General features: G+C 64.6%; 15 protein-coding genes and 1 pseudogene. 11 read left to right on the top strand and 5 right to left on the bottom strand.

Going from position 1 to position 20,498, the window contains the following annotated elements; translation table 11 throughout:
• Nucleotides 1–32: 32 nt before the first annotated feature.
• Nucleotides 33–1,850 carry an N-6 DNA methylase gene (locus ACQP2T_RS06500; protein WP_433515286.1) on the top strand — a complete coding sequence of 606 codons (1,818 nt, stop codon included), beginning with the start codon at nucleotides 33–35 and terminating at the stop codon, nucleotides 1,848–1,850.
• On the opposite strand, the gene ACQP2T_RS06505 is transcribed toward ACQP2T_RS06500, so the two are convergent.
• Nucleotides 1,840–3,429, bottom strand: coding sequence for a serine/threonine-protein kinase (locus tag ACQP2T_RS06505; protein ID WP_433515287.1), 1,590 nt, complete (start codon nucleotides 3,427–3,429; stop codon nucleotides 1,840–1,842). The genes ACQP2T_RS06500 and ACQP2T_RS06505 overlap by 11 nt on opposite strands.
• Nucleotides 3,430–3,532: 103 nt before the next feature.
• Between ACQP2T_RS06505 and ACQP2T_RS06510 the strand changes: the two genes are divergently transcribed.
• Genes ACQP2T_RS06510 through ACQP2T_RS06520 form a run of 3 tightly spaced genes read left to right on the top strand, consistent with a single transcriptional unit; the run spans nucleotide 3,533 to nucleotide 9,465 of the window.
• Nucleotides 3,533–5,080 (top strand): protein kinase domain-containing protein, encoded by a 1,548-nt coding sequence (locus ACQP2T_RS06510; protein ID WP_433515288.1) that lies wholly within the window; start codon nucleotides 3,533–3,535, stop codon nucleotides 5,078–5,080.
• Nucleotides 5,081–5,140: 60 nt separating this feature from the next.
• Nucleotides 5,141–7,234 carry a UvrD-helicase domain-containing protein gene (locus tag ACQP2T_RS06515; RefSeq protein WP_433515289.1) on the top strand — a complete coding sequence of 698 codons (2,094 nt, stop codon included), beginning with the start codon at nucleotides 5,141–5,143 and terminating at the stop codon, nucleotides 7,232–7,234.
• Complete coding sequence (locus ACQP2T_RS06520) at nucleotides 7,234–9,465, top strand: GmrSD restriction endonuclease domain-containing protein (RefSeq protein ID WP_433519720.1); 2,232 nt, start codon at nucleotides 7,234–7,236, stop codon at nucleotides 9,463–9,465. Before ACQP2T_RS06515 ends, ACQP2T_RS06520 begins: the two co-directional genes overlap by 1 nt.
• A gap of 470 nt (nucleotides 9,466–9,935) precedes the next feature.
• Here the strand turns inward: ACQP2T_RS06520 and ACQP2T_RS06525 are convergent, their stop codons facing one another.
• The gene (locus ACQP2T_RS06525; RefSeq protein WP_433515290.1) at nucleotides 9,936–10,211 is read right to left on the bottom strand and encodes a GntR family transcriptional regulator; all 276 of its coding nucleotides are present in this window, start codon (nucleotides 10,209–10,211) and stop codon (nucleotides 9,936–9,938) included.
• A gap of 96 nt (nucleotides 10,212–10,307) precedes the next feature.
• Between ACQP2T_RS06525 and ACQP2T_RS06530 the strand changes: the two genes are divergently transcribed.
• Nucleotides 10,308–10,517, top strand: coding sequence for a hypothetical protein (locus ACQP2T_RS06530; RefSeq protein WP_433515291.1), 210 nt, complete (start codon nucleotides 10,308–10,310; stop codon nucleotides 10,515–10,517).
• A gap of 4 nt (nucleotides 10,518–10,521) precedes the next feature.
• On the top strand, nucleotides 10,522–10,815 hold the full coding sequence (locus ACQP2T_RS06535) for a hypothetical protein (protein WP_433515292.1): 294 nt from the start codon (nucleotides 10,522–10,524) through the stop codon (nucleotides 10,813–10,815).
• 735 nt (nucleotides 10,816–11,550) lie between these two features.
• Here the strand turns inward: ACQP2T_RS06535 and ACQP2T_RS06540 are convergent.
• Together ACQP2T_RS06540 and ACQP2T_RS06545 are read right to left on the bottom strand one after the other, a co-directional pair.
• The gene (locus ACQP2T_RS06540; RefSeq protein WP_433515293.1) at nucleotides 11,551–13,551 is read right to left on the bottom strand and encodes a hypothetical protein; all 2,001 of its coding nucleotides are present in this window, start codon (nucleotides 13,549–13,551) and stop codon (nucleotides 11,551–11,553) included.
• 41 nt (nucleotides 13,552–13,592) lie between these two features.
• A complete protein-coding gene (locus tag ACQP2T_RS06545; RefSeq protein ID WP_358181541.1) occupies nucleotides 13,593–13,901 on the bottom strand; it encodes a hypothetical protein in 309 nt (102 codons plus the stop codon).
• Nucleotides 13,902–14,168: 267 nt separating this feature from the next.
• Here ACQP2T_RS06545 and ACQP2T_RS06550 point away from each other — a divergent pair.
• Nucleotides 14,169–14,357 (top strand): annotated as a pseudogene (locus ACQP2T_RS06550) (hypothetical protein); the annotation flags it as partial.
• Between the two features lie 110 nt (nucleotides 14,358–14,467).
• Here the strand turns inward: ACQP2T_RS06550 and ACQP2T_RS06555 are convergent.
• Complete coding sequence (locus ACQP2T_RS06555; protein WP_433515294.1) at nucleotides 14,468–14,950, bottom strand: PASTA domain-containing protein; 483 nt, start codon at nucleotides 14,948–14,950, stop codon at nucleotides 14,468–14,470.
• A gap of 316 nt (nucleotides 14,951–15,266) precedes the next feature.
• On the opposite strand from ACQP2T_RS06555, the gene ACQP2T_RS06560 reads away from it, so the two are divergent.
• The 4 genes from ACQP2T_RS06560 (at nucleotide 15,267) to ACQP2T_RS06575 (ending at nucleotide 20,406) form a co-directional block, all read left to right on the top strand.
• Nucleotides 15,267–15,710, top strand: coding sequence for a hypothetical protein (locus ACQP2T_RS06560; protein WP_433515295.1), 444 nt, complete (start codon nucleotides 15,267–15,269; stop codon nucleotides 15,708–15,710).
• A 242-nt stretch (nucleotides 15,711–15,952) separates the two neighbouring features.
• Nucleotides 15,953–16,627 carry an alpha-ketoglutarate-dependent dioxygenase AlkB gene (locus ACQP2T_RS06565; RefSeq protein WP_433515296.1) on the top strand — a complete coding sequence of 225 codons (675 nt, stop codon included), beginning with the start codon at nucleotides 15,953–15,955 and terminating at the stop codon, nucleotides 16,625–16,627.
• A 124-nt stretch (nucleotides 16,628–16,751) separates the two neighbouring features.
• Nucleotides 16,752–17,540, top strand: a complete 789-nt coding sequence (locus ACQP2T_RS06570; protein WP_433515297.1) for a hypothetical protein — start codon at nucleotides 16,752–16,754, stop codon at nucleotides 17,538–17,540.
• 136 nt (nucleotides 17,541–17,676) lie between these two features.
• Nucleotides 17,677–20,406 (top strand): ATP-binding protein, encoded by a 2,730-nt coding sequence (locus ACQP2T_RS06575; RefSeq protein WP_433515298.1) that lies wholly within the window; start codon nucleotides 17,677–17,679, stop codon nucleotides 20,404–20,406.
• The last annotated feature ends 92 nt before the right edge of the window (nucleotides 20,407–20,498 follow it).

The raw sequence follows: 20,498 nt of genomic DNA on the forward strand, positions 1-20,498 counted from the left end.
CTGGAGTTTCGGATCGTAGAAAGAGGTATGTCATGCGGGACGATGCCACGGTGACAGCGGGTGACATCGCCCGATTGGCAGGTGTGGGCCGTGCGGCCGTCAGCAATTGGCGCCGCAGGTTCCAGGACTTCCCCGAACCTGTTGGCGGGACGTCGTCGAACCCGCTCTTCTCGCTCAACGAGGTTGAGTCCTGGCTCCGCACCCAGGGCAAGCTCGATGAGCTTCCTTTTGATGAGCGGGTTTGGCAGCAGATTCGTAACTCCACTGATGACCTCCAACTGCTGTCCGTCGTGAGTTCCGTGGCCTGCTCACTCGTTGGAGGGGACGCCGATCCACCTGCAGAACTGGCCGATGCCGCGAGTCGGCTTGCGGCAGAGCTCGGGACGCGCGAAACGGTCGAATTTCTCTATCGCCGCTATATCGAGACCAACTCTCGGCGAGTCCAGGTGCCATCAGCAGAAGTGGCTGCCACGATGGCGGCGCTGCTGGAATCGTCGGGCACGGTGTTCGACCCGCATTGCGGCTTCGGCGGACTCCTCATGGCTGCCGTCGACGCGGCCCGGCGCCAGGCAGGGCGCGTGTTCGGCCAGGAACGGGACGCGGCCATGGCGAGACTAGCCGCCGCCCGCCTCGCTGCCCAAGGCATCGAGGCGGAGATCCGGACCGGAGACTCTCTAACCGCCGATGCCTTCCCGGGCATGGAAGCGGACGCCGCCGTCTGCATCCCTCCCTACAGCGAACGGGGCTGGGGCTACGAAGAGCTCACCAATGACCCACGCTGGCAGTACGGTCTTCCGCCACGCGGAGAGTCAGAGCTGGCCTGGGTACAGCACTGCCTAGCACGGGTCAGACCCGGAGGCCAGGTGGTCGTCCTGATGCCGCCCGCCGCAGCCACACGCCGCTCCGGCAGGCGAATCCGTTCGCAGCTTCTCCGCACCGGTACCCTGCAAGGAGTGATCGGGCTTCCCGCAGGCTCCGCGCCACAGTCGACGCAGTCGCCTCAGTTGTGGCTGCTGCGTCGCCCCGGCGACAACGACGCCGTCCCCTCCCAGGTCCTGATGGCCGATTGTGAGCTAGAGAACGTGCTTCCCGTGTGGCGGTCCTTTCTCAAGGAAGCCAAGGGGGCCATATCGATCATCGACCTACTCGACGACGAGGTCGATCTCACGCCATCCCGGTACTTGGCTAAAGCGGTAATACCGCCGACAGGCAACGTGGACGAGTCACGGGCAGAGCTGGCCGCTCTCTCCCTCAAGCTGGCCGACACAGTACCGAACGTGCTCCAGGAGCCCCGCGCCCTCACCATGACCACACTCGGCGAACTCGTCCGCGCCGGGGCGGTCCAACTCGAGCAGACGCCGATGCGCATGGACACCGAGTCCGGCGACGTGCCATTGCTCACCGCGAAGGACGTCACGTTGGGCCGCGGCCCAACCGGCAAAGGCACAGCCGAGGTCGGCACGATCACCGCTCGGCCAGGTGACGTGGTCATCCCCGCGATCACTCGCGTGGTTCATGCCCGGGTGCTCACTGAGGAGGTCACCCTCGGTCCGCACTTGTTCATGATCCGCGTTGATCCGGAGCTCTTCGATCCGCACTTCCTCGCCGGCTTTCTCAGGTTGTCCGCCGAACGTACCGCGAGCGCACATTCCGGCACCTTGCGGATAGACGTCCGACGGGCACAGATACCTCGACTGCCGCTTAAGGAGCAGCGCCGATACGGTATGGCCTTCCAACAACTGGAGGGATACGAGCGGGCGATCGACGAGACCGCCAGAATCGGCAAGCAACTGGCCGCACAGATCCTGGAAGGGCTCACTGTAGGCTCGCTTCAGCCGGTCACTGAGTGACGGCGAGCATGAGCTGGGCGGTGGTTGGCCGAGCACGGGGATCGGTGTTGAAACACGCCGCCATTGGCCCCTGGAGCGTCCGCGGCAGCCCCGTGATGTCAGGACGACGAGTACAGATCTGGTGGGCGACGGTGGCGAACGTCGGTCCGTCGAAGGCCAGTCGCCCAGTCGCTGCAAAATACATTGTGGACGCCCAGCTGAACACGTCCGAAGGCGGGCCGACGTCCTGACCGGAGACCTGCTCGGGGGACATGTAGGCAGGCGTGCCCTTGATCTCTCCGGAGGTGATGGTGACCCGATCGAGAATGCGGGCGATCCCGAAATCGATCACCCGCGGACCGTCGGGAGCCAGCAGGACGTTGCTGGGCTTGAAATCCCGATGCACGATGCTGGTGCTGTGAATGCCCCGTAACGCCGCAGCCGTGCCGATAGCGAGCCGGATCAGCGCATGCGCGTCCAGGGGCCGACCATGGGCGACGAAGTCCTGCAGGGTAGGGCCGGGGACGTACTCACTGACGATGTACGCGCGGTCGTCCGCGATCCCGAAGTCCAGGATGGGCGCGGTCGCGAACGGGGGAACCCGCTGAGCGGCGGCAATCTCCCGGCGTAACGCCTCACGCTCGGCGGGAGCGAAATCGAGCGAGGAATGGAGCACCTTGACCGCGACCTGCCTGCCGGCAGGACTTAAGCCGAGATGAACGGTTGCCTGGCCTCCTCTGCCGAGCCGTCTGACGAGCCGGTACGGGCCGATGACATCGTGGGGGTGGTCCGACGGGGGCGTAAGCTCTGGACGCCTGCTGAACACGGCCTGCCGCAGCATGAAGGCGTGGAAGGTGCCGCCCCACCACGGCCCCAAAGACCAGGCCCACAACACCAGCTGGGACTGCCAGGCCGTGTCCGGCATCGTGGCCATCGGGTCGCGCACGATGATGAAGGCCGCCAGGCACACGAGATAGACCGCTGCGGCGACGCCCTGCCTCCAGCTCCCCAAGCGCACCGCCGCCGCGCCGATGGCCAGGGAGGTGGCGAGGCCAAGCGAAAGGAGCGGTATGACCGCCCAGAGATAGCTGAACGGAACCGCCAGTCCGGCGGGTCCTGCCAGGATCTGCTGGGTCGGCTTGTCGGGAATCGGCAAGGCCTCGGCCGATGGTGGGATTGCCCAGGGATCCCATGATATTTGGGACTTTCGAGCAGAATGCGTGCCATGCGTCGTCGTCAAGGGCAGGGGTTTCGCTGGGAAGACCCTGGAACGGAGCAGGAATCCTTGTAGCGTTCCACCGAACCACGGGCCGACGCACCATGCTGCCCAGGCGAGTTCGTTGCGCCAGTCACCGGAGGGCCAGTCACGCAGCCCCTCCGTCGCAATGAGTCCCAGAGCCAGGCTCAGGTAACCGGCGGCAGTAACGGCGACCAGTCGGCTCCTGAGCCGGAAGGCGGCGAAGCCGATGCTCAAGGGCGCGAGGACCCCGATCGACAACAACGGTACGATCACCCACGCGTAGCTCAGCGTATCGATCAGCGCAGGCCTGACATGAGTGGGTTCAAGAGGAACGTGATCGTGATCGTTCTGCCGGGCCATAGCCCGAATCTTAGGTAAAGCTGAGGTATGCGCGGCACCTGTAAACGCCGCCTAGATCCGGTAATTTCTTCTGGGAAGCAGAGCTCGAAGGAGAGGCGGCCGGATGACCAGACAAACGATCGGCGGCCGATACGAACTCGACCCTTTGTCGCGTCGTGGAGGCGGCATGGGGGAGGTCTGGTTCGGTTTCGACAAGCGCTTGGATAGGCCGATCGCGATTAAGTTCATTCGGGTGGACCGCCTGCCTGACGGGAAACCGGACAACGAGCTCGCCCAACGATTCGTCAGGGAATCCCGCATTACCGCCCGGTTGGAGCACCCTGGCGTCCCTGCGGTGTACGACTGTGGCACCCACCAAGACAACCTGTACCTGGTCATGCAGCAAATACCCGGCGTTTCCGTTCAAACGCTGATCGACGAGACGGAGATCCCCATCTCCTGGGCCGCGGCCATCGCCGCCCAGGTGTGCTCGGTGCTCGCGGCTGCTCATGTCAACTCGCTGATTCACCGGGACCTCAAGCCCAGCAACCTCATGCTGACGCCTGAAGGCGCCGTCAAGGTGCTTGACTTCGGCGTCGCCGCAGCCATCTCACCCACCGCTACGCGGCTGACGCGGACCGGGATGACCGTGGGCACGCCGGAATACATGGCGCCCGAACAGGCTATGGCCGGCACCACCAGCCCGCAGGCTGACCTGTACTCCCTCGGCGTCGTGCTGGATGAGATGATCTCCGGCGTTAATCAGTTCGGTGGTCCCACTCCGCTGGCGTCCCTGCGCAACCACATCGATCGAGTGCCGCGGCCGCTCCGGCGCCTCAGGCGAGATGTGCCGGAGAAGCTGGAGAAACTCGTCCTGTGGATGCTGGAGAAGTCGCCCGACCGTCGGCCCGCATCCGCTGCGGACGTTTACGAGCGGTTGCTCGAATTCTGCGGCGATTTGCCACCTCTTGTCGGCTATGTAAATGCCGCTTCACCGCAACCAGTCCAGATGTATGCGGGAGTGGTGGGCCGAGTAGGCGCGCCTGCGGAACGGGGCGCTGGCGGGACGGCTCCCATGCCGACACCTTCAGCACGTCCTCGCCCTGTCGATGTCTCCTTCCGGCCGAGCGACATCTCGTACGCGAGGAAGGACGCCGAACTGCTCAAGGCGGAGTCTCGTTTCACGCAAGCAGCGGAGGTGCTCGGCAAAGTTGTGCGGCCTGCCGCTGAGACGCTCGGTGCCATGGAACCCGAGGTGCTCACGCTCCGGATCGAGCTGGCGGATGTGCTCTTCCTCGGAGGGGACTACCGGCGTGCTGCCCCGGAGTTCGCGCAGCTCGCCGACGACATCGCGCAGCGAGATGGGCCCGCCAACGATCTGGCCCTTCGCTTCCGCATGATGGAGGCCAACGCCCTGGCCATGCTCGGCGACACGAATCTTGCCCTGCTGAAGCTCAGGCGACTGCTGGCGGATGAGCAACGTTTCGGAGTGGACGAGGATCGCATCCTTGAACTTCGGCGCCAAATCGGCTTGCTCGAGCTGGGCGCGGGTGATGTGGTCCACGCGAGGGAGACCTTCCGCCCCCTCCTACAAGACCTAGTGCGGCGGTACGGTACCAACCATCCCAGCGCACGAGCGGTCCGCGAGATCCTCGAAGGACTGGACACCTGACCTGACCGAGCCCGTTAGGGGGTGACCGGTCGTCAACTACCTGGGAGATGAGCGCTGGAGATGGCGAGGCTCGGCATTTACCGGGACTTCCTGCGGGACTACGCGCGCTTGGAGCGTTCCGTGCAGGACCGGGTGGACGAGGTGTTCCAGGAGTTCGAGCAGGCCACGCACGCCGGGCTGCACCTGGAACGCATACAGGGGGCCGCGGATCCGCGTTTTCGCACCATCCGAATCAACCAGTACTGGCGTGGAGTGGTGCTGGTCCCGGAATCGGGTGATCTCTACCTGCTGCTGAAGGTGCTGGGGCATGACGCGGCCTATCGGTGGGCCGAGCGCCGCCATGCCTCCGTGAACGCCGCGACCGGCCGGATCGAGATCTGGGACATCGCCGCGGTCGAGGAGACTCAGACCCAACTCGACGGGATGGCGAGGTTGGCTCCTGGCCGGCTCTTCGATCACCTTGGTGACGCCGTCCTGACCAGATTCGGCGTAGAGGGCAAAGTTCTCGCCTTCGCCCGCGCGCTGACCGACGTCATCCAGCTCGAAGCAGCGCAGGGATTCCTGCCGGAGACGCAGTACGACGCGCTGGTCGGACTGGCTGCGGGCCTTACACCGGAGGCGGTCTGGGAGGAGATCAGCGGCAGCGTTTCGGCAGAGCGGTACGACACCGAGGACCTCGTCGCTGCGATCGAGCGCACGCCGGAACGGGTCGTACTCGTACATGGCCCGGATGAGCTGATGGAGGTCTTCCGACACCCGTTCGCCACCTGGAAGATCTACCTACATCCCTCACAGGAACGCGTGGTCCAGGCCGCCTATAGCGGAAGCGCTCGCGTGACCGGCGGTCCCGGCACGGGCAAGACCGTCGTCGCCCTGCACCGCGCCCACCACCTCGCTTCGCTCGGCGCTGGCCAGGCCCTGGTGACGACCTTCACCTCCACCCTGTCCGCCTCGCTGGAAGCCGGTCTGCGCCTGCTGACCGACTCCGAGAAGGTCCGCGACGCCATCGAAGTACGGCACGTGGACCATCTCTCTCATCGAATCTTCTCCGAGGAACACGGCCGTCCCGCCATCCTGGCGGACCGTGAGGAGAAGGAAATCTGGCGGCGTATCGCCCGCAAGCTCGACGTGCCGTTCAGCGTGGCGTTCCTCGCTGAGGAGTGGCGGCACGTCGTTCTCGCCCAGCAGGTGTTCAGCGCCGCCGACTACCTGGTCGCGAAGCGGGCGGGACGCGGAAGGCGCCTAGGCGCCAGGCAGAAGGCCCAGGTGTGGCAGGCGCTGTGGGAATTCCAGGAGGAGCTCAAGCGGCGCCGGGTGTGGACGTACGAGACCGTCTGCGTGGAGGCAACCCGCCTGCTGAGCGCACGCGCGGTGAAGCCGTATCGGCATGTCATCGTGGATGAGGCGCAGGACCTGCATCCGGTGCAGTGGCGCTTGCTCCGCGCCTCTGTCGCCGAAGGACCTGACGACATCTTCATCGCGGGCGACAGCCACCAGCGCATTTACGACAACCGAGTGTCGCTGCGGGACGTCGGTATCAATGTGACTGGACGGTCTACCCGCCTGAACGTCAACTACCGCACGACTGCCGAGATCCTCGCCTGGAGCCTCGCCATGATCCGCGGAGAGACCGTGGACGACATGAACGGCGGGCTCGATACCGTCGAGGGGTACCGATCCCTGGTGCACGGCATGCCACCAGAACTGCGCGGCTTCGGGTCACAGCGCAACGAACTGGACGCCCTGGCCGCTAAGGTCGCCGAATGGCTGGAGGCGGGCGTGGAGCCGGACGCAATCGGCATCGCGGCGCGCTCCGGTATGCTGGCCGACTCCGCCGTTGCCGTGCTTGAGCGCTCGGGCATTCCCGTCAAGTCCCTTGCCAAAGCCCGTGAGGAAGACGGCGTTGTCAGAGCCGGAACCATGCATCGCATGAAAGGGCTCGAGTTCCGCTGCGTGGCCGTAATCGGAGCCGGCGAACACCAGTTGCCACCCGCCAGCGCGATCACACCGGCCGCCGAAGACGAGCTGACACACGCTCATGACGTGCAGCGTGAGCGCTGCCTGTTGTTCGTCGCCTGTACCAGGGCGAGAGAACGCCTCTACGTGTCGTGGCACGGCGCGCCGAGCCCCTTTCTCATCTCACAGGACGGATGATGGCCACTCTCTCAGTACTGCTCCACCAGATCGACAACAGCACGGTGCTCCTGCCGGAGTTCCAGCGCGGCTACGTATGGAATCGCGATCAGGTACGAGGCTTGATGCGCTCCCTGTACAAGGGATTCCCGGTGGGCGGCTTGCTCATCTGGGAGACGGAGCCAGGCCCGGCCTCTGTCCGCGGCGCAGCGCCGGATGGCGGCGTGCGGCGGTTGCTGCTCGACGGTCAGCAACGCATCACCTCGCTGTACGGCGTCATGCGGGGGCGTGCCCCGGCCTTCTTCGAAGGCGACGTCTCCGCGTTCACCGGCCTGCGGTTCAACGTCGAGGAGGAGGCGTTCGAGTTCTACGGCCCGGCCAAGATGAAGGATGACGTGCGATGGGTGGACGTCACCCGCCTGTTCACGGAGGGCCTGGAGCCGTTCATCAAGGACTTCGCGCAGTTGCCGGACAAGTTCGCGATCTACCTCGAACGCCTCAACCGCCTGAAGAACATCGAACAGCGTGAGTTCCACGAAGAGAAGATCACCGGCCCGGACAAGGACGTCGATGTCGTCGTGGACATCTTCAACCGGGTCAACTCCGGTGGCACGGCACTGTCTAAGGGCGACCTCGCGCTGGCCAAGATCTGCGCGCAGTGGGCACCTGCCCGTCAGGTCATGCGCGATCACCTCAATAACTGGTCCGAGGCGGGCTTCACGTTCTCACTCGACTGGCTGTTGCGGAACACCACCGCCGTGGCGACGGGACGCGCGGTGTTCACCGCGCTCAACGAGGTGTCGGCGGAGGAGTTCGAGACAGCGCTGGACAAGGCGGTCGGTTATGTGGGCAGCGTGCTGGACGCCGTCTCCGGACGGTTGGGACTCGACCACGATCGAGTGCTCATGGGACGCTACGCGATCCCCGTGATCTCCCGCTTGCTCCATCTGGCCTCGGGCGGCAATTTCACCGACAGTTCCCACCGCGATCGAGTGCTCTACTGGTACATCCACTCCGCGCTCTGGGGCCGCTTCGCAGGTTCCACGGAAACGGCGCTCGCCCATGACTACGAGGTGGCCGAGCGGGCCGGCATCGACGGGTTGATCACCGCCCTGGAGCGCTGGCGCGGCGGCAACCTGGAGATTCAGCCGCACGACTTCGAGGGATCTACGCAGGGCTCGCGGTTCTATCCGCTGCTCTACATGCTGACCCGGGTCAAGGGAGCGCGCGATCTCGGTAGTGGGCTCGAGTTGAAGGCCGAGATGCTGGGCAAGCTCACTTCGCTGCAGGTACACCACATCTTCCCGAAGGCGTTGCTATATCGGGCGGGCTACGACCGCAGCCAAGTGAACGCCATCGCGAACTTCTGCTTCCTCACCCAGGACACCAATCTCAAGATCAACAAGAGGCCTCCTGAGGACTACTTCGCTGAGGCGCAAGCGAAACATCCCGGTGTTCTTGCTTCACAGTGGATTCCGGAAGACCCCGACCTCTGGCGGCCTGAGCGCTACCTGGACTTCCTGGCAGCGCGTCGAGAGCTTCTGGCCGAGGCAGCACAGTCTCTGCTGACGGAACTCAGAGACGGTGCCCTGGGAGCCGGTCAACTGGGACCCGTCGGCGTTAGCGAGACGCAGGACGACGTCCGCGTGGCTCAGATCAAGGGCATGGTGGAAGCGATGCGTCAGCTCGGCTACGTCGAGCCGGCTCTCGACAGTGAGATCGCGGATCCCGTCGACGGACGTGTCCTGGCTGTGGCAGAGGCATTCTGGCCTGAGGGGCTTCAGACCGGCCAGGGCAAACCGGTCGTCTTGGAGCTCGACCCGGAGTCCTCGGACATAGCCCGTCTGGAAGAGCTCGGCTTCATGGTCTTCACTTCTGTGGACGCGCTACTCGGCTATGCCGAGCGGCTCAACCGGACACGGGCAGGGGAGAACGACGTTGATCAGCCCGCAGAGGACGCGCCTTCGGAGTTCGATCAGGCCATGCGCTCCATCTACGACAGGGCCAGGAACGAGGCCAACTATCACGCGAGTTACTTCTTGAGCATGCTGGCGGAGCACGGCAGTCTTGCCACGGCTCGGAAGCTGCTCAACACGCCGGCGGTCTCCGACGGCTTCGCGGCCCTTTGGGAGCGCGGCAGGCTGGACCTCACCGTCGAGGCGCTGGTCGTACAGCCTCAGTTCGCGAACCTTTTCAGCCCCGCCGAGGTTGAGATCGCGAGCCGCCGCCTTGGCCAGTTCGGGCATTCGTGATGCCCAAGCCGTGTCCCACGCCCTCAGGTGACAGGTTAAGTCAGCTGACTGCGGGTTCGCGGTCATACGTGCGCGTGTAGGTACCCGATGTTCGAGCTCTGCACGGCCGCCGGCCTGTGGTTCGTACGGCATTACCCGTTCGTGGAGCCTGCGGACATCCTTGAAAGTGCGTGGATGTCCGCTTGCGCTGCGCAGGCGCTGTGGATCCAGATCCTTAGCGGTCAGGCACGGTGACTACGGGGCAGCCGCCTATCATCGAGCGTCGCTCTCGGCTGCGCTCCGACAGCGTCACTGGGATGTCCCGCTGGCTCCGACCCCGAAGACCGCGCTCCCTGTTGGCCGTGGGAGGAACGGAGGAGTACCTCGCTGGCGTCGTTGGCCATCACGACGTTGACTGAGGGCATGAGGTTGTTCGGTGCGGGTGCCTGTGGGCTGTCGTGAAAGTCGATCGCCGACGCACGCCTCGGCGCCTACTCCGCGGAAGGCTGGCCGGCCGTGGGGTTCTCGTTACTGGGTTCGGTGCGCTGGCCGACGAAGCTGCCCAGGTTGGGGATCGTGTAGATGAGTTTCTCCTCGCGCAGTCGCTGCATGGCTTTGCGGAGGGTGCCGCGGGCTACGCCGAACTCCTGCATGAGTTGCACCTCGGACAGTAGGTGCTTGGGCCGGTAGGTGCCATCGCTGATGCGCTGGCGGAGGGTGTCGGCGATCTGCTCCCACCTGAAGCGATCGGGCTCGAACTCAATCACTCTCTAACCATAGGAATACCTGCACATACAGCTCGTTCCAACCCATGTGTTGTCATGGCATGGACAGGCCTGTACAGGGCTGGTTAGAGTGAAGCCATGGCGATGCGCAGCTATGACCTCGACGTTCTTCGCGCGGCGTTTCCGGCCTGGTCGCTCTTCAGCAGTGATGCGGGTGTGTTCTATGCCACCAGGCGCGGTGTGCGGCTCCGCAACGCGCAGATCGATGCGGGCCTTCACCAGACGGTGAGTGCCGATGATGCGGCGACGTTTGTGGCGCTGCTCCACGACCAGTGCGCCGGGCGGTGATGTCGTGGTCACCTGGACGATCCTGGCCGACTACCACGGGCTGCATATAGCGGCTCCGCACGTACAGGCCGAGTCGGTGGGCTGGCAGCAGAGCCGGCCACGGGCGAATCGGATGCGGGTGCGCGAGCACACGTGCAGCTGTCAGCGCCCGATCTTCGAGCTGTGTACGTCGGGCGGGCTCTGGTTCGTCCGGCGCATCTCCGGCGAGGGCCCATCAGAAGTCGTGGAGAGTGCCTGGCTGTCGGCCCGAGATGCCAGGGATCTGTGGGTGCAGATCTTGACTGGTCAAGCGCAGTGACCCATCAGCGGCACCTGCTCTTCGACCATGGCGTCCATCACCTACCGGGCGATCTCCTCAGGCGCGGCCTGGTCGGTGCAGAAGTGACGATGAAACAGCCCGTTGCCAGCGCAGTGCAGGTCGACGAATGTCTCACCCCACGTTTGCGCACGGTCAACGGAAGACGCGGCACTCAGGCTGCTGGGAGTCACCCCGGCGAGGAGGAGAGGAGAAAGGGCTTGAGTTGCTTGGCGAACTCGACGGCGTCGGCGCGAATGTCCCGACCGGGTGCGCCTCGTGCGATCCTGACGGAAAGCAGCTTGGATCCATCAGGCACCCATGCCAGCGCATAGGCGCCCACTGGGGTCCCCTCCTTATCCTTGATCAAGGCGCTGAACCCGGGCCCTAGACCGTTCGGCAGAGACACTCCCTTGTCGCTTGCCTTGGTGGCTTCGAGACTCTGGATGGACGTAGCCATCGGAGCTCGCAGCTCTATCAACATCCATGCGGGCTCTGAAGTGTCCGGCGCTCTCGTCACTTGGCAGTATGCGAAGTGCGCTATCGAGTCCGTTCCATCCGCATAGAAGTCATGTAAGCCTGTGGCGCGAGCAATGGCATCGCGGGAGATGAGGCCACATTCACGAGGCTCGGCGGTTACGTTACCCAACGGACGCCGATCCTGTTGTACAGGAGGGGATGAGCAGCCAGTCGTGAGCAGGAGAGCGGCGAGAGCGGCTGACAGCAAGACACGGCTGCTCATTCGTCCGCCTTCGGATCTGGTGGCGACCCTGGGGGAGTGAATCCGCTTCGGACCGAGGAGTCGATGCCGCTGAAGATCCGCGACGCCTTCGATTGTCCTAGCCATTCTGTATATGCGAAATCCTCTGTGGCGTCCATGGTGCTGCGCGGCTTGAGCTGTCCGTCCTTATTGAGGAAGTCTCCCGGTGAATCTTTGGCGTAGTTGCGGAAGGCGTGTGGATGTGTGCCGCCAGGGGTGGAATCCTCGCCGAACAGCCCGTGTCGTAGCATTGCGCCCGCGACAAGATCTTTGAACAAGTTCTGACTTTCGATTAGTGTAGATCCGGCTTGGGCTCGTGCTTTCTTGCCCTCCTCGAACTTGAAGGCGTCATCAAGGCTGTCCTGCATGCCCTCGTATCCCGCAACGACTTCATCTCCGGCGGGCGTGAGAACCATCTTTGTCGTATTTATGATCGCATCACTAAACGCCTCGTAGGATTCGTCCTTCCGATCCGCCTTATTGATGTCGGAAAGATTGCCTGCATCTACTACGAGGTAGAGGGATCTGCTCAGATTGAAAACCTTGGCCTTGAATTCTTCGGCCGTGGCGCTGACCATGCCCGCTTCGAGATTTTTCTGCCACTCTTTGGCAAGCTCGGCCTTGGTGGCGTTCGGATGGCTTCTCTGCCACTCTTTAAATGCTTTGGTGCTTGCCTCTTCAATTTGGTCTGCTTGTGCGTCCACAACCTTCAGGCTGTATCTGCCGTGAGCTTCGGTGATCGTCTTGAGCGCCTGGGGATCACCAAATGCCCACGTCATCATATCTTTGAGAGCCTTGCGTTCGAACTGGGCGCCGTACGGTTGCTGACCCGGCAGATTTGGATCCGAGTCAGCCAGGGGCGTAACACCCATGGTTTCTTTGGGGCTGCTTCCGGGGATTCGATTAACGTCGCTGATGTAGGCGGACAGGACGCGTGCTGCGCTCAGTTGCGTCTTTGGAAGCACCCACTGAGCTTTGTTGTCGGCCCAGAAGTGCACTGCCCATGAGGCGATCAAGGCTGACTTGTACCCTCGAGAATTTTCCGGAGGTTCGGCATGGTCTCGATACGTGGTCGTGGCGGCTTCGATCGCTCGTCCCATCTCCCGACCGCCGTCATCCCAACGGTTGTTCCGCATCAAGAAAGCGAGCGGTTTTCGCGCTGGGTCGGCGAAGAAATCTTGCGCAACCCTAGGATTGTTGGCCAGAGCCGCTGCCAGGCCTGAGCCAAACCCTATTATGCCTCCTCGATCACCAGGGCTCTTCTGCGTGTTGTCATATACCTTGTTCGCCAGGTCGCGCAGAAATGCGTCATCGAAGGTGCCGTGTCTCAGCAGCTCGTTCACGGTGGAGCTGTCTCGAACATCCTTGTTGCTGATCAACTGGTCGCCGTACCCCTTGGGCAACTTCATGTCGCCGACTCCGCGGGACGCCGTTCCTAATATGGTTCCGAGGGTGCTCAGAAGTCGCTGTGCATCAGACTCAGGCCCTTTATCATCCTTGCCGATGAGCATGGTTGCTTGAGACTGATCGAGGTCTCTGAGGAGCTCTTTGAGCTCCTCAGGTGGCATCTCTTTAGCGAACGCGATGGCAAAGTACGGATCATGCTGATGCTTCTCCAGCGCATCGAGCGTCTTGCCGCTGAGAGGTCGCTGTAGGAAGGGGAAGTTTCGTCGCGCGGCGCGCAACTCGTCGGCTACCTGCTTGGCCGCTGCCGCACCGCTGGTGGGCGAGTTCGACACCCAGAGCGACTCATCCGCCCAAACCACACCCTTGTCGAGCCCGATCTTCTGGGTCGCAATGATGAGGTCCAGGCGTCGCTGTAAATCGGGAATCCGCTCGCCGATCTGGAAGCTGATGTCCCTTAACATGCCTGGTCCGGACATGTTCGTGTCGGCTGCGCGCAAGGCGCTGCCGATCTGGTTGTCAATCTCAGGCCATGACTGCTTCAGTCGCCGAATCTCGTTGATCAGCTGATTCATCAGCGCTGGGTCTATACCGATGCGTGTCGGATGCGGGCTCATCAGCGAGGCGCCCCGGGATCGGTGCGAAAGGGAAGTTGTCCCCGCCCGCGTCCTAGGAGGTCGGTGGGCGACTCGGCGGAGCCGGGGGTCACGGGTGTGGATTCGAGCAATGCGAGTGCCCGGTGAAAGACGCCTTTGTAGGCGGCCTCCCAGGCTTGGCAGTCCTCGACAAGCTTGTCCGCTGCCTTGCCCTTCATCGCGCCGCTTTGGAGCAGACCGATGAGCTTACGCAGATCATTGGCATGCTGGTCGCGTAACTGCTCGATCGTGCGCCGAGCGGCGCTGATCTGTTCCTGTGTCGCCATCATCCGGAAACCCTGGATCTCTGCGGACGACTATCTGTGGGATCAATGTGACAATAAGGGACGCTCGGAGCTTCGTCGAGTGGAACTACTGAAGCGGCATTGGTGGCACGCTCGATTCGACTGGCTGCCCCCTCTTCCGCAACTCGGGCCTTGAGGTAGTTCTCCATCGCCAGCGGAGTATGGGCGACGTACAGGGTGAAGTTGGCCAGCGGTTGCCAGTCCGGTCGCCCGTTGCCGCGGCGGAGCATGACCAACTGGTCGAGCCAGTCGATGCACTCCGGACAGCCGGCACGGTGTTGGACCAGAGGTGGCGAGCGCGCACCACACAAGCCGCCCCTCCTGTAAGCCCTCGGCCACTTTCAGGGACAAGGCAACCGCCCTGTCCCGTTCAGCGCTACCAAGCTCGAGCTCAAGAAACTGCTCAAGGCGTACGGTCCACTCCGCGACACCAGCTCTGGTTAACCCTTCCACATCTCCTAGCGGTCAGTTGCTCCGGCGGCATCGTCACTGTGGGGCGCGCAGGCTACGGTGCTGATCGTGGGCGCTGCCCGACGACGGAGAGCGGCCCCTTAGCACCACCGGCGTCGGCTGCAGAATCGCGATTCGCCTCCGTCGCCGACGTGTACGTCAATATCCGTGTTGCCGTATCTCGTGTCCCCAGTGCTGGTGGACGACTCGTAGTTGTAGCCGATCACGAGCTTGATCTTCTGACCCAGTTTCAACGGCTTTCCGGCTTTCGGGGACTGCGCTAGCACCAAATGCTTCCCGGCGGGCACCTTTCGGCTCTCCCGTGTGGCCGTATCGTCGACTGCTGCTTCAACGGGCTCGAAGAAGCGCTCCGCCTTCTCCTCTGACCAGCCCACCACTTTCGGCATCTTTCGATGCTTATTGTACCAGGTTCGCTCCTCGCTGGTCGCCCATGTGACCGACGCTTCTCCGAACTTTTCCACCACGGCGCCCGGTTTGGGAGACATCCGGAATATGATGCAGTCGGTCTTGTCGTGACAGGAGCTGATCATGCCGATGCCCTCGTCGTCCAAGCGGATGTCCATCGTCCGGGCGGTGTTCTGAGCCTCGGTGAGGGACTTGCCGACCAGATCCGGCAGGCCAGCTGCTCGCGCAGTCTCGGCTATGGCTGCAGCCTTTCGGATTCGGTTTCGTAGCCGAACAGCCGCATGCAACCGCCCACGACGGCCAGGATCGCAAAGAGTGTGAGGCATCCGGCGGCCTTCGAGTTACCTGCCATATAGTGCGCTCCCGTGCTGGTGTGGAACGGCCCTCTGACCTGCCATCGTGATGCTTGCGTCACTTAAGCGATGAGCAACGACAGCGATCTCTAGTCGCCTCATCTGACGCTCTGGTGCCCGCGTGGGTTTACGCCACTGCTCATCGGCCGATCTGACGGACCACACCGGTCCCTACAAGGCGGGTGAGGCCAAACGCGATCCTGTCGGGTATGACTGCTGCATCTCGAATGAAAAGCAGAGCCTCTTCTTCACAAGTTACGACGTTTCACGCTCCCGAAGGACCATCGAGCAATACCTCGACTGGGCGCAGAAGAGCAGTCCGGCCGAACTGCCCAGAGAACTGGCCAAGGGATTGATCGCTGACTTCGAGGTCCGGCTCAATCCGTACCGGACGGTGGAAGCCTGGTTCCGCTGTGGATCCAACAACTCACTCATCGCCATCACCGTCAAACGGAACCCCGCACGAGACCAGGACCACGACCTCATTCAGCTCATGCAAATCGCCCAGCGGCGGTTCGCCGAGATGTTCAACTGCGAACCTGGCGGCTACCCAACCGGCAAATGACTCAGTCCGCTGCCAACGAGGGTGAGCACCTCCTGCTCGCGTGGGGTCGAGCGAACCTGGCTCACGGGGCCGGGACAGCAACTGCGAGACCACGACGGGGTCGAGTACGGTCTGTCCGGCCGCCACGCGACGCCCGGACTCCGGATCGCCGGTCCACAGCTGAGGACTGTTGACGTGCCCGCGCTGGATCATCGGTTCACGCTCGTACCAGTCCCTGAGTCGCGCCCGCATGGAACTACCTTTTGTTCTGGTTGGTCATGCTGGCTACTGTTTTCGGCATGCCGGAGTCTTTCGATCAACTGTCCTTTGACGCTGGTGACTGCCTCCCGCCAGCATCTCGCGATGGGATGGTGCCGGGATTGCGCTACATCGCCGGCTGGTTCACTCCCGACGCCTGCGCGTCACTGCTTTCATTCATCGACGCCGCCGAATGGTCGACACAACTGCGACGACGAGTGCAACACTACGGCCACCGCTACGACTACGGCCGCCGGAGTGTGGCGAGGAATCCCCTGGTCGCCGCCGCTCCGCCGATCCCGGCATGGGCACGACAGGACGCCATGCGCCTGTTCCGCGAAGGAATCATGGACAGCGAAGCGAACCAAGTGATCATCAACGAGTACCAGCCGGGACAGGGCATCAGCCCACACGTCGACTGCGTGCCCTGCTTTGGCCCGGTCGTCGCCGCGATCTCCCTGGGCTCCGCTTGCGTCATGGACTTCACCCATCCGGCGGACGGTACGAAGGTGGCGATATCTCTCGCCCCCGGCAGCCTGTGCGTCATGTCAGGACCTGCCCGCTACACCTGGCGTCACAGCATTGCCGCACGCAAGAGCGACCCCACCACGGCAGGCCGCATCTCGCGCACGCGGCGCGTGTCAGTAACCTTCCGCACGGTCAACGACCCGGCGCTGTAATCGGACTCTCGGGCTCCTGTCGGCCAAGGCCATAACAGGCGAACGTTGCTTGAGGCGGCACTAGCTGTGTAACGCGGGTCGAACGTATGGTCGACTGGTCGCGGTCCGGCTAGCATGGCGTGCCATGGCGGTCACCGAGGAGTTGATCTCGAGGCTGCGGGCCGCGGCCACCGCAGGGGATCCGGACTCCGCTCGCGAATTGGGCCGCCTGCTGTGCATGCTGAGGGCCGACTCCCTGGAAGAGCTCATGAACGGGGAGTTCCTCGCTACTTGGCCGGAGGAGCCATGGCTGCGCGCCGCCATGCGCGCCCGCCCCGACGATCAGCTCGCCGCCGTCATGCTCGCCGGGCGGCTCGTTCAGCAGATCGCCTACTGGCACATCGATGATGACCACGCGATCGCGCATGGTGAGGACGACCGCACTCTCGCCCGTAGGCGGGACGAAGCACACGCCCTCTACGCGCGGGTGCTGAACGCGGACCCCGGCAATCTCGCCGCGCGCGCCGGAGTCGCCACCCTGAGGGCCTTGGTCGACAGAACCGGCCCCATCGACGTACTGGAGAAGGAGCCTCCCTTCTCGTACTACGAGCTCCATCTGGAGATGGGGTCAGGCTCGTTCAGCCATTCCGAGCGTGTGGTCACCACTCATCCGGACGAGGTGCGCTGGGCCTGCTCCTGGCTCATGGCTCCGGTGGTGGCGGAGGTGGAAGAACCGCCCTTCGGCGTAGACCTTCATCTCTTCGCCTACACGGAGGGTCAGTTCGGCGGCACGATCCATCTCGGCGAGCATTTCCATGCAGACGGCACACTCAACTGGGACGCGGTCGAGATCCCACCGCTCATCGGCGAGCCACTTCCCGTGGGTCACCCGGCCGGCACGAGCCATTACGGCTACTCCTGCGATTGGGGATAAGTTCGGTCCGGCCTTTCAAACGCGGGTCTGAACCGATCCCGGTGGTCGAGAAACCACAGGTCTCGCCCGAAGTCGCCGGTCTTGGGGGTTGCGGCCTGCTTTGTCATGGGCGTCGGGGGCTTTCTATGCTCAGCGTGTGCTGGGGAGAGACGACGAGACCGAGGTGCTTGAGTCGTTGCTGCGGCACGTCGCCGAGGGACGCGGCGGCGGGGTGATCCTGCAGGGTGAGCCCGGAATCGGCAAGACGGCGCTGCTGTCCTACATCGAGGAGCGGGCCACCGGCTTCCAGGTGCTGCGCGCAGTCGGCGTCGCGCCGGAGTCCGGTTTCGCCTACGCGACGTTGCACCAGCTGCTGCTTCCCGTGCTCGGCTTGGTCGACGGGCTGCCGGGTCCGCAGGCACGGGCCATGAACATCCTGTTCGGGCGCGCGCACGGAGCACCGCCCGATCCGTTCCTGGTGGCGCTGTCGGTCCTGTCGCTGCTGTCTCTGCTGGCCGACCGCCAACCGGTGCTGTGCGTCGTCGACGACGCACACTGGGCGGATCAGCCGACGCTGAAGACCCTGGCATTCGTCGCCCGCCGCCTGGACAACGAGCCTGTCGCGCTGGTGCTGGCCGCACGGGTCGATGAGGGACACGGCATCGACCTGCCCGACCTGCGCCGCGTCCCGCTCATGGGTCTCGACCGGGAAGCGGCCAAGGCCCTGCTCGCCGAGCGCTTCGGCGAGCGACGACTGACCGAAAGCGCACTGAACCACTTGCTGGCTGCCACTGGCGGGAACCCACTGGCCCTGATCGAGCTCGCGGGAAGCCGGATACCGCCAGAGGGGACGCACGAGCCGCCGGCCATGACCGACGAACTCCAGCGGTCGTTCCTGACCAAGGTTCGAGCGCGGCACACCGAATCGCTGCCGCTGCTCCAGCTGATCGCCGCTGACGGCTCGGGCAGCACCGACGTCATTGAGAAGGCGGCCGCTTCGCTGCGGGTCGACATCGGCCCACTCCACCGCGGCGAGCTTGATGAGCTCCTGACCCATGACGGGCCCCGCCTGGTGTTCCGGCATCCGCTGATCCGATCCGCGATCCATCACAGCGCCACAGCGGACCGGCAGGCGGCGATCCACCGTGCCCTCGCTTCGGCCTTCGACGATCCGGCCGACCAGCATCGTCGTGCCTGGCACCTCGGGCAGGCCGCCGTCGACCACGATGAGCAGGCCGCCGAGCAGCTCGAGCGCTCGGCAGAACAGGCTGCCCTGCGCGGTGGCCCGGCCGCGGCCATGGCCGCGCTGTCGAGGGCGGCCGAGCTCACCGCGGACGGTCCGCGCCGGGGACGGCGGCTGTGGACCGCCGCGCACGCCGCACTCCATGGCGGGTTCACCGCCAAGGCCGAAGAACTGCTGGATCGAGCCGAGCGCGAACCCCACCTGAAAGAGGAGGACCGGATACCCCTGGCCGTGATGCGAGCCATCGTGGCCGTGTTCGCCGGCTCACCCGAGGACGCGCTGGACCTCATCCGACCGTGGATGCCGCGCGCGCTGCATCTCGACCGGCGCCGCTTCGCCCCGACTGTCGCGATGTACGGCGACCTCGGCATCCGCGCCCTCCGACCGCAGGCATGGTCGGACCTGGGCGGCTGGCTGGAGGAGATCACGCCGGCGCCGGACGACCCGGAGGAGGCGGTGCTGCTGCTCCTGCGCCGTGCCTGCCGGGCTCGTACCGGCCGCGATCCGGAACCCGCGGTACGGGACACCGCCGTGCTCGGGTCGCTCACCGATCCGATCACGATGACCCTGGCCGGGGCCGTCGCTCGCGGGCTCGGAGAGCACGAGCTGGGCAGGCGTCTGTACCGCGACGCCGGACGGCTGGCCCGCACCAGCGGATCACTCGGTGCGCTGGCCTGGAACCTCGAGTACCAGGCCGCCGACGAGATCGCGCGGGGCAGGTACGGCCTCGCCGAGGCTCACGCGGAGGAGGGCTGCCAGTTCGCCACCGAGGTCGGTCAGTCGAGCACAGCCTGCCGCAACCGAGGGCTGCTTGCCTTTTGCGCGGCCGTCCGGGGCCGTCCGGACGCCGGTGAGCTGGCCACCGAAGTGCTGGCCGAGGGGAGCGACCGCAGGCTGGCCGACGCGATGTCCTATGCCTGGCGGGCTCTCGGCCTGATCGAGTTGGGTGCCGGCAGATACCGCGAAGCCGTACGGCACTTCGAGGCGGTTGGCGCCTGGGACATCGACGCGCCCGCGGACCTGGTGATGGGCACCGTACCCGACCTCGTCGAGGCACTGGTCCGCGCCGGTGAGCGCGACCGGGCCGCCGCGGCCACGGCCCGCTACGCCCAGTGGAGCCGGCACACGGCCGCACCGGAGCTCGGCGCCCTCGCGGCTCGCTGCCGGGCGCTGACCTGCACCGATGGAGCGGCCGACGTTCACTATGCGGAAAGCCTGCGCCTGCACGCCAGTTCCGACTCCCCGCTGGAGCAGGCCAGGACCGAACTGCTGTTCGGTGAGTGGCTGCGGCGTGACCGGCGACGTTCGCAGGCCCAGCGACACCTGCGTGGCGCGGCGGAGACGTTCCGTCGCATCGGCGCGCTCGCCTGGGCGGATCGCGCGCTGGGTGAGTTGCGCGCCACCGGGGAATCGGTACGGGCCCCCGAGGCAGGTGCGCTGAGCTCGCTCACCCCGCAGGAACTGCGCATCACGCTGGCCGTCGGCGAAGGTCTGACCAACCGGGAGATCGCCGCGCAGCTGTTCCTCAGCCCGCGGACCGTGGACTACCACCTGCGCAAGGTCTTCCAGAAGGCCGACATCACCTCGCGAGCCGAACTCATGCGGCTGGTCCTCACCGAAAGCCCAGCCGGATACCAGACCTGAAACCAGCCTGAGACCGGCGAGTTCACTGATGCGGCGACCACCTGGATCTTCTTAGCGTTGGCGACGTCACGGCCGACGCCCTTGGCGGGCGC

Source organism: Nonomuraea sp. CA-143628 (assembly GCF_050942315.1).
In the GTDB taxonomy this organism is placed as follows: domain Bacteria; phylum Actinomycetota; class Actinomycetes; order Streptosporangiales; family Streptosporangiaceae; genus Nonomuraea.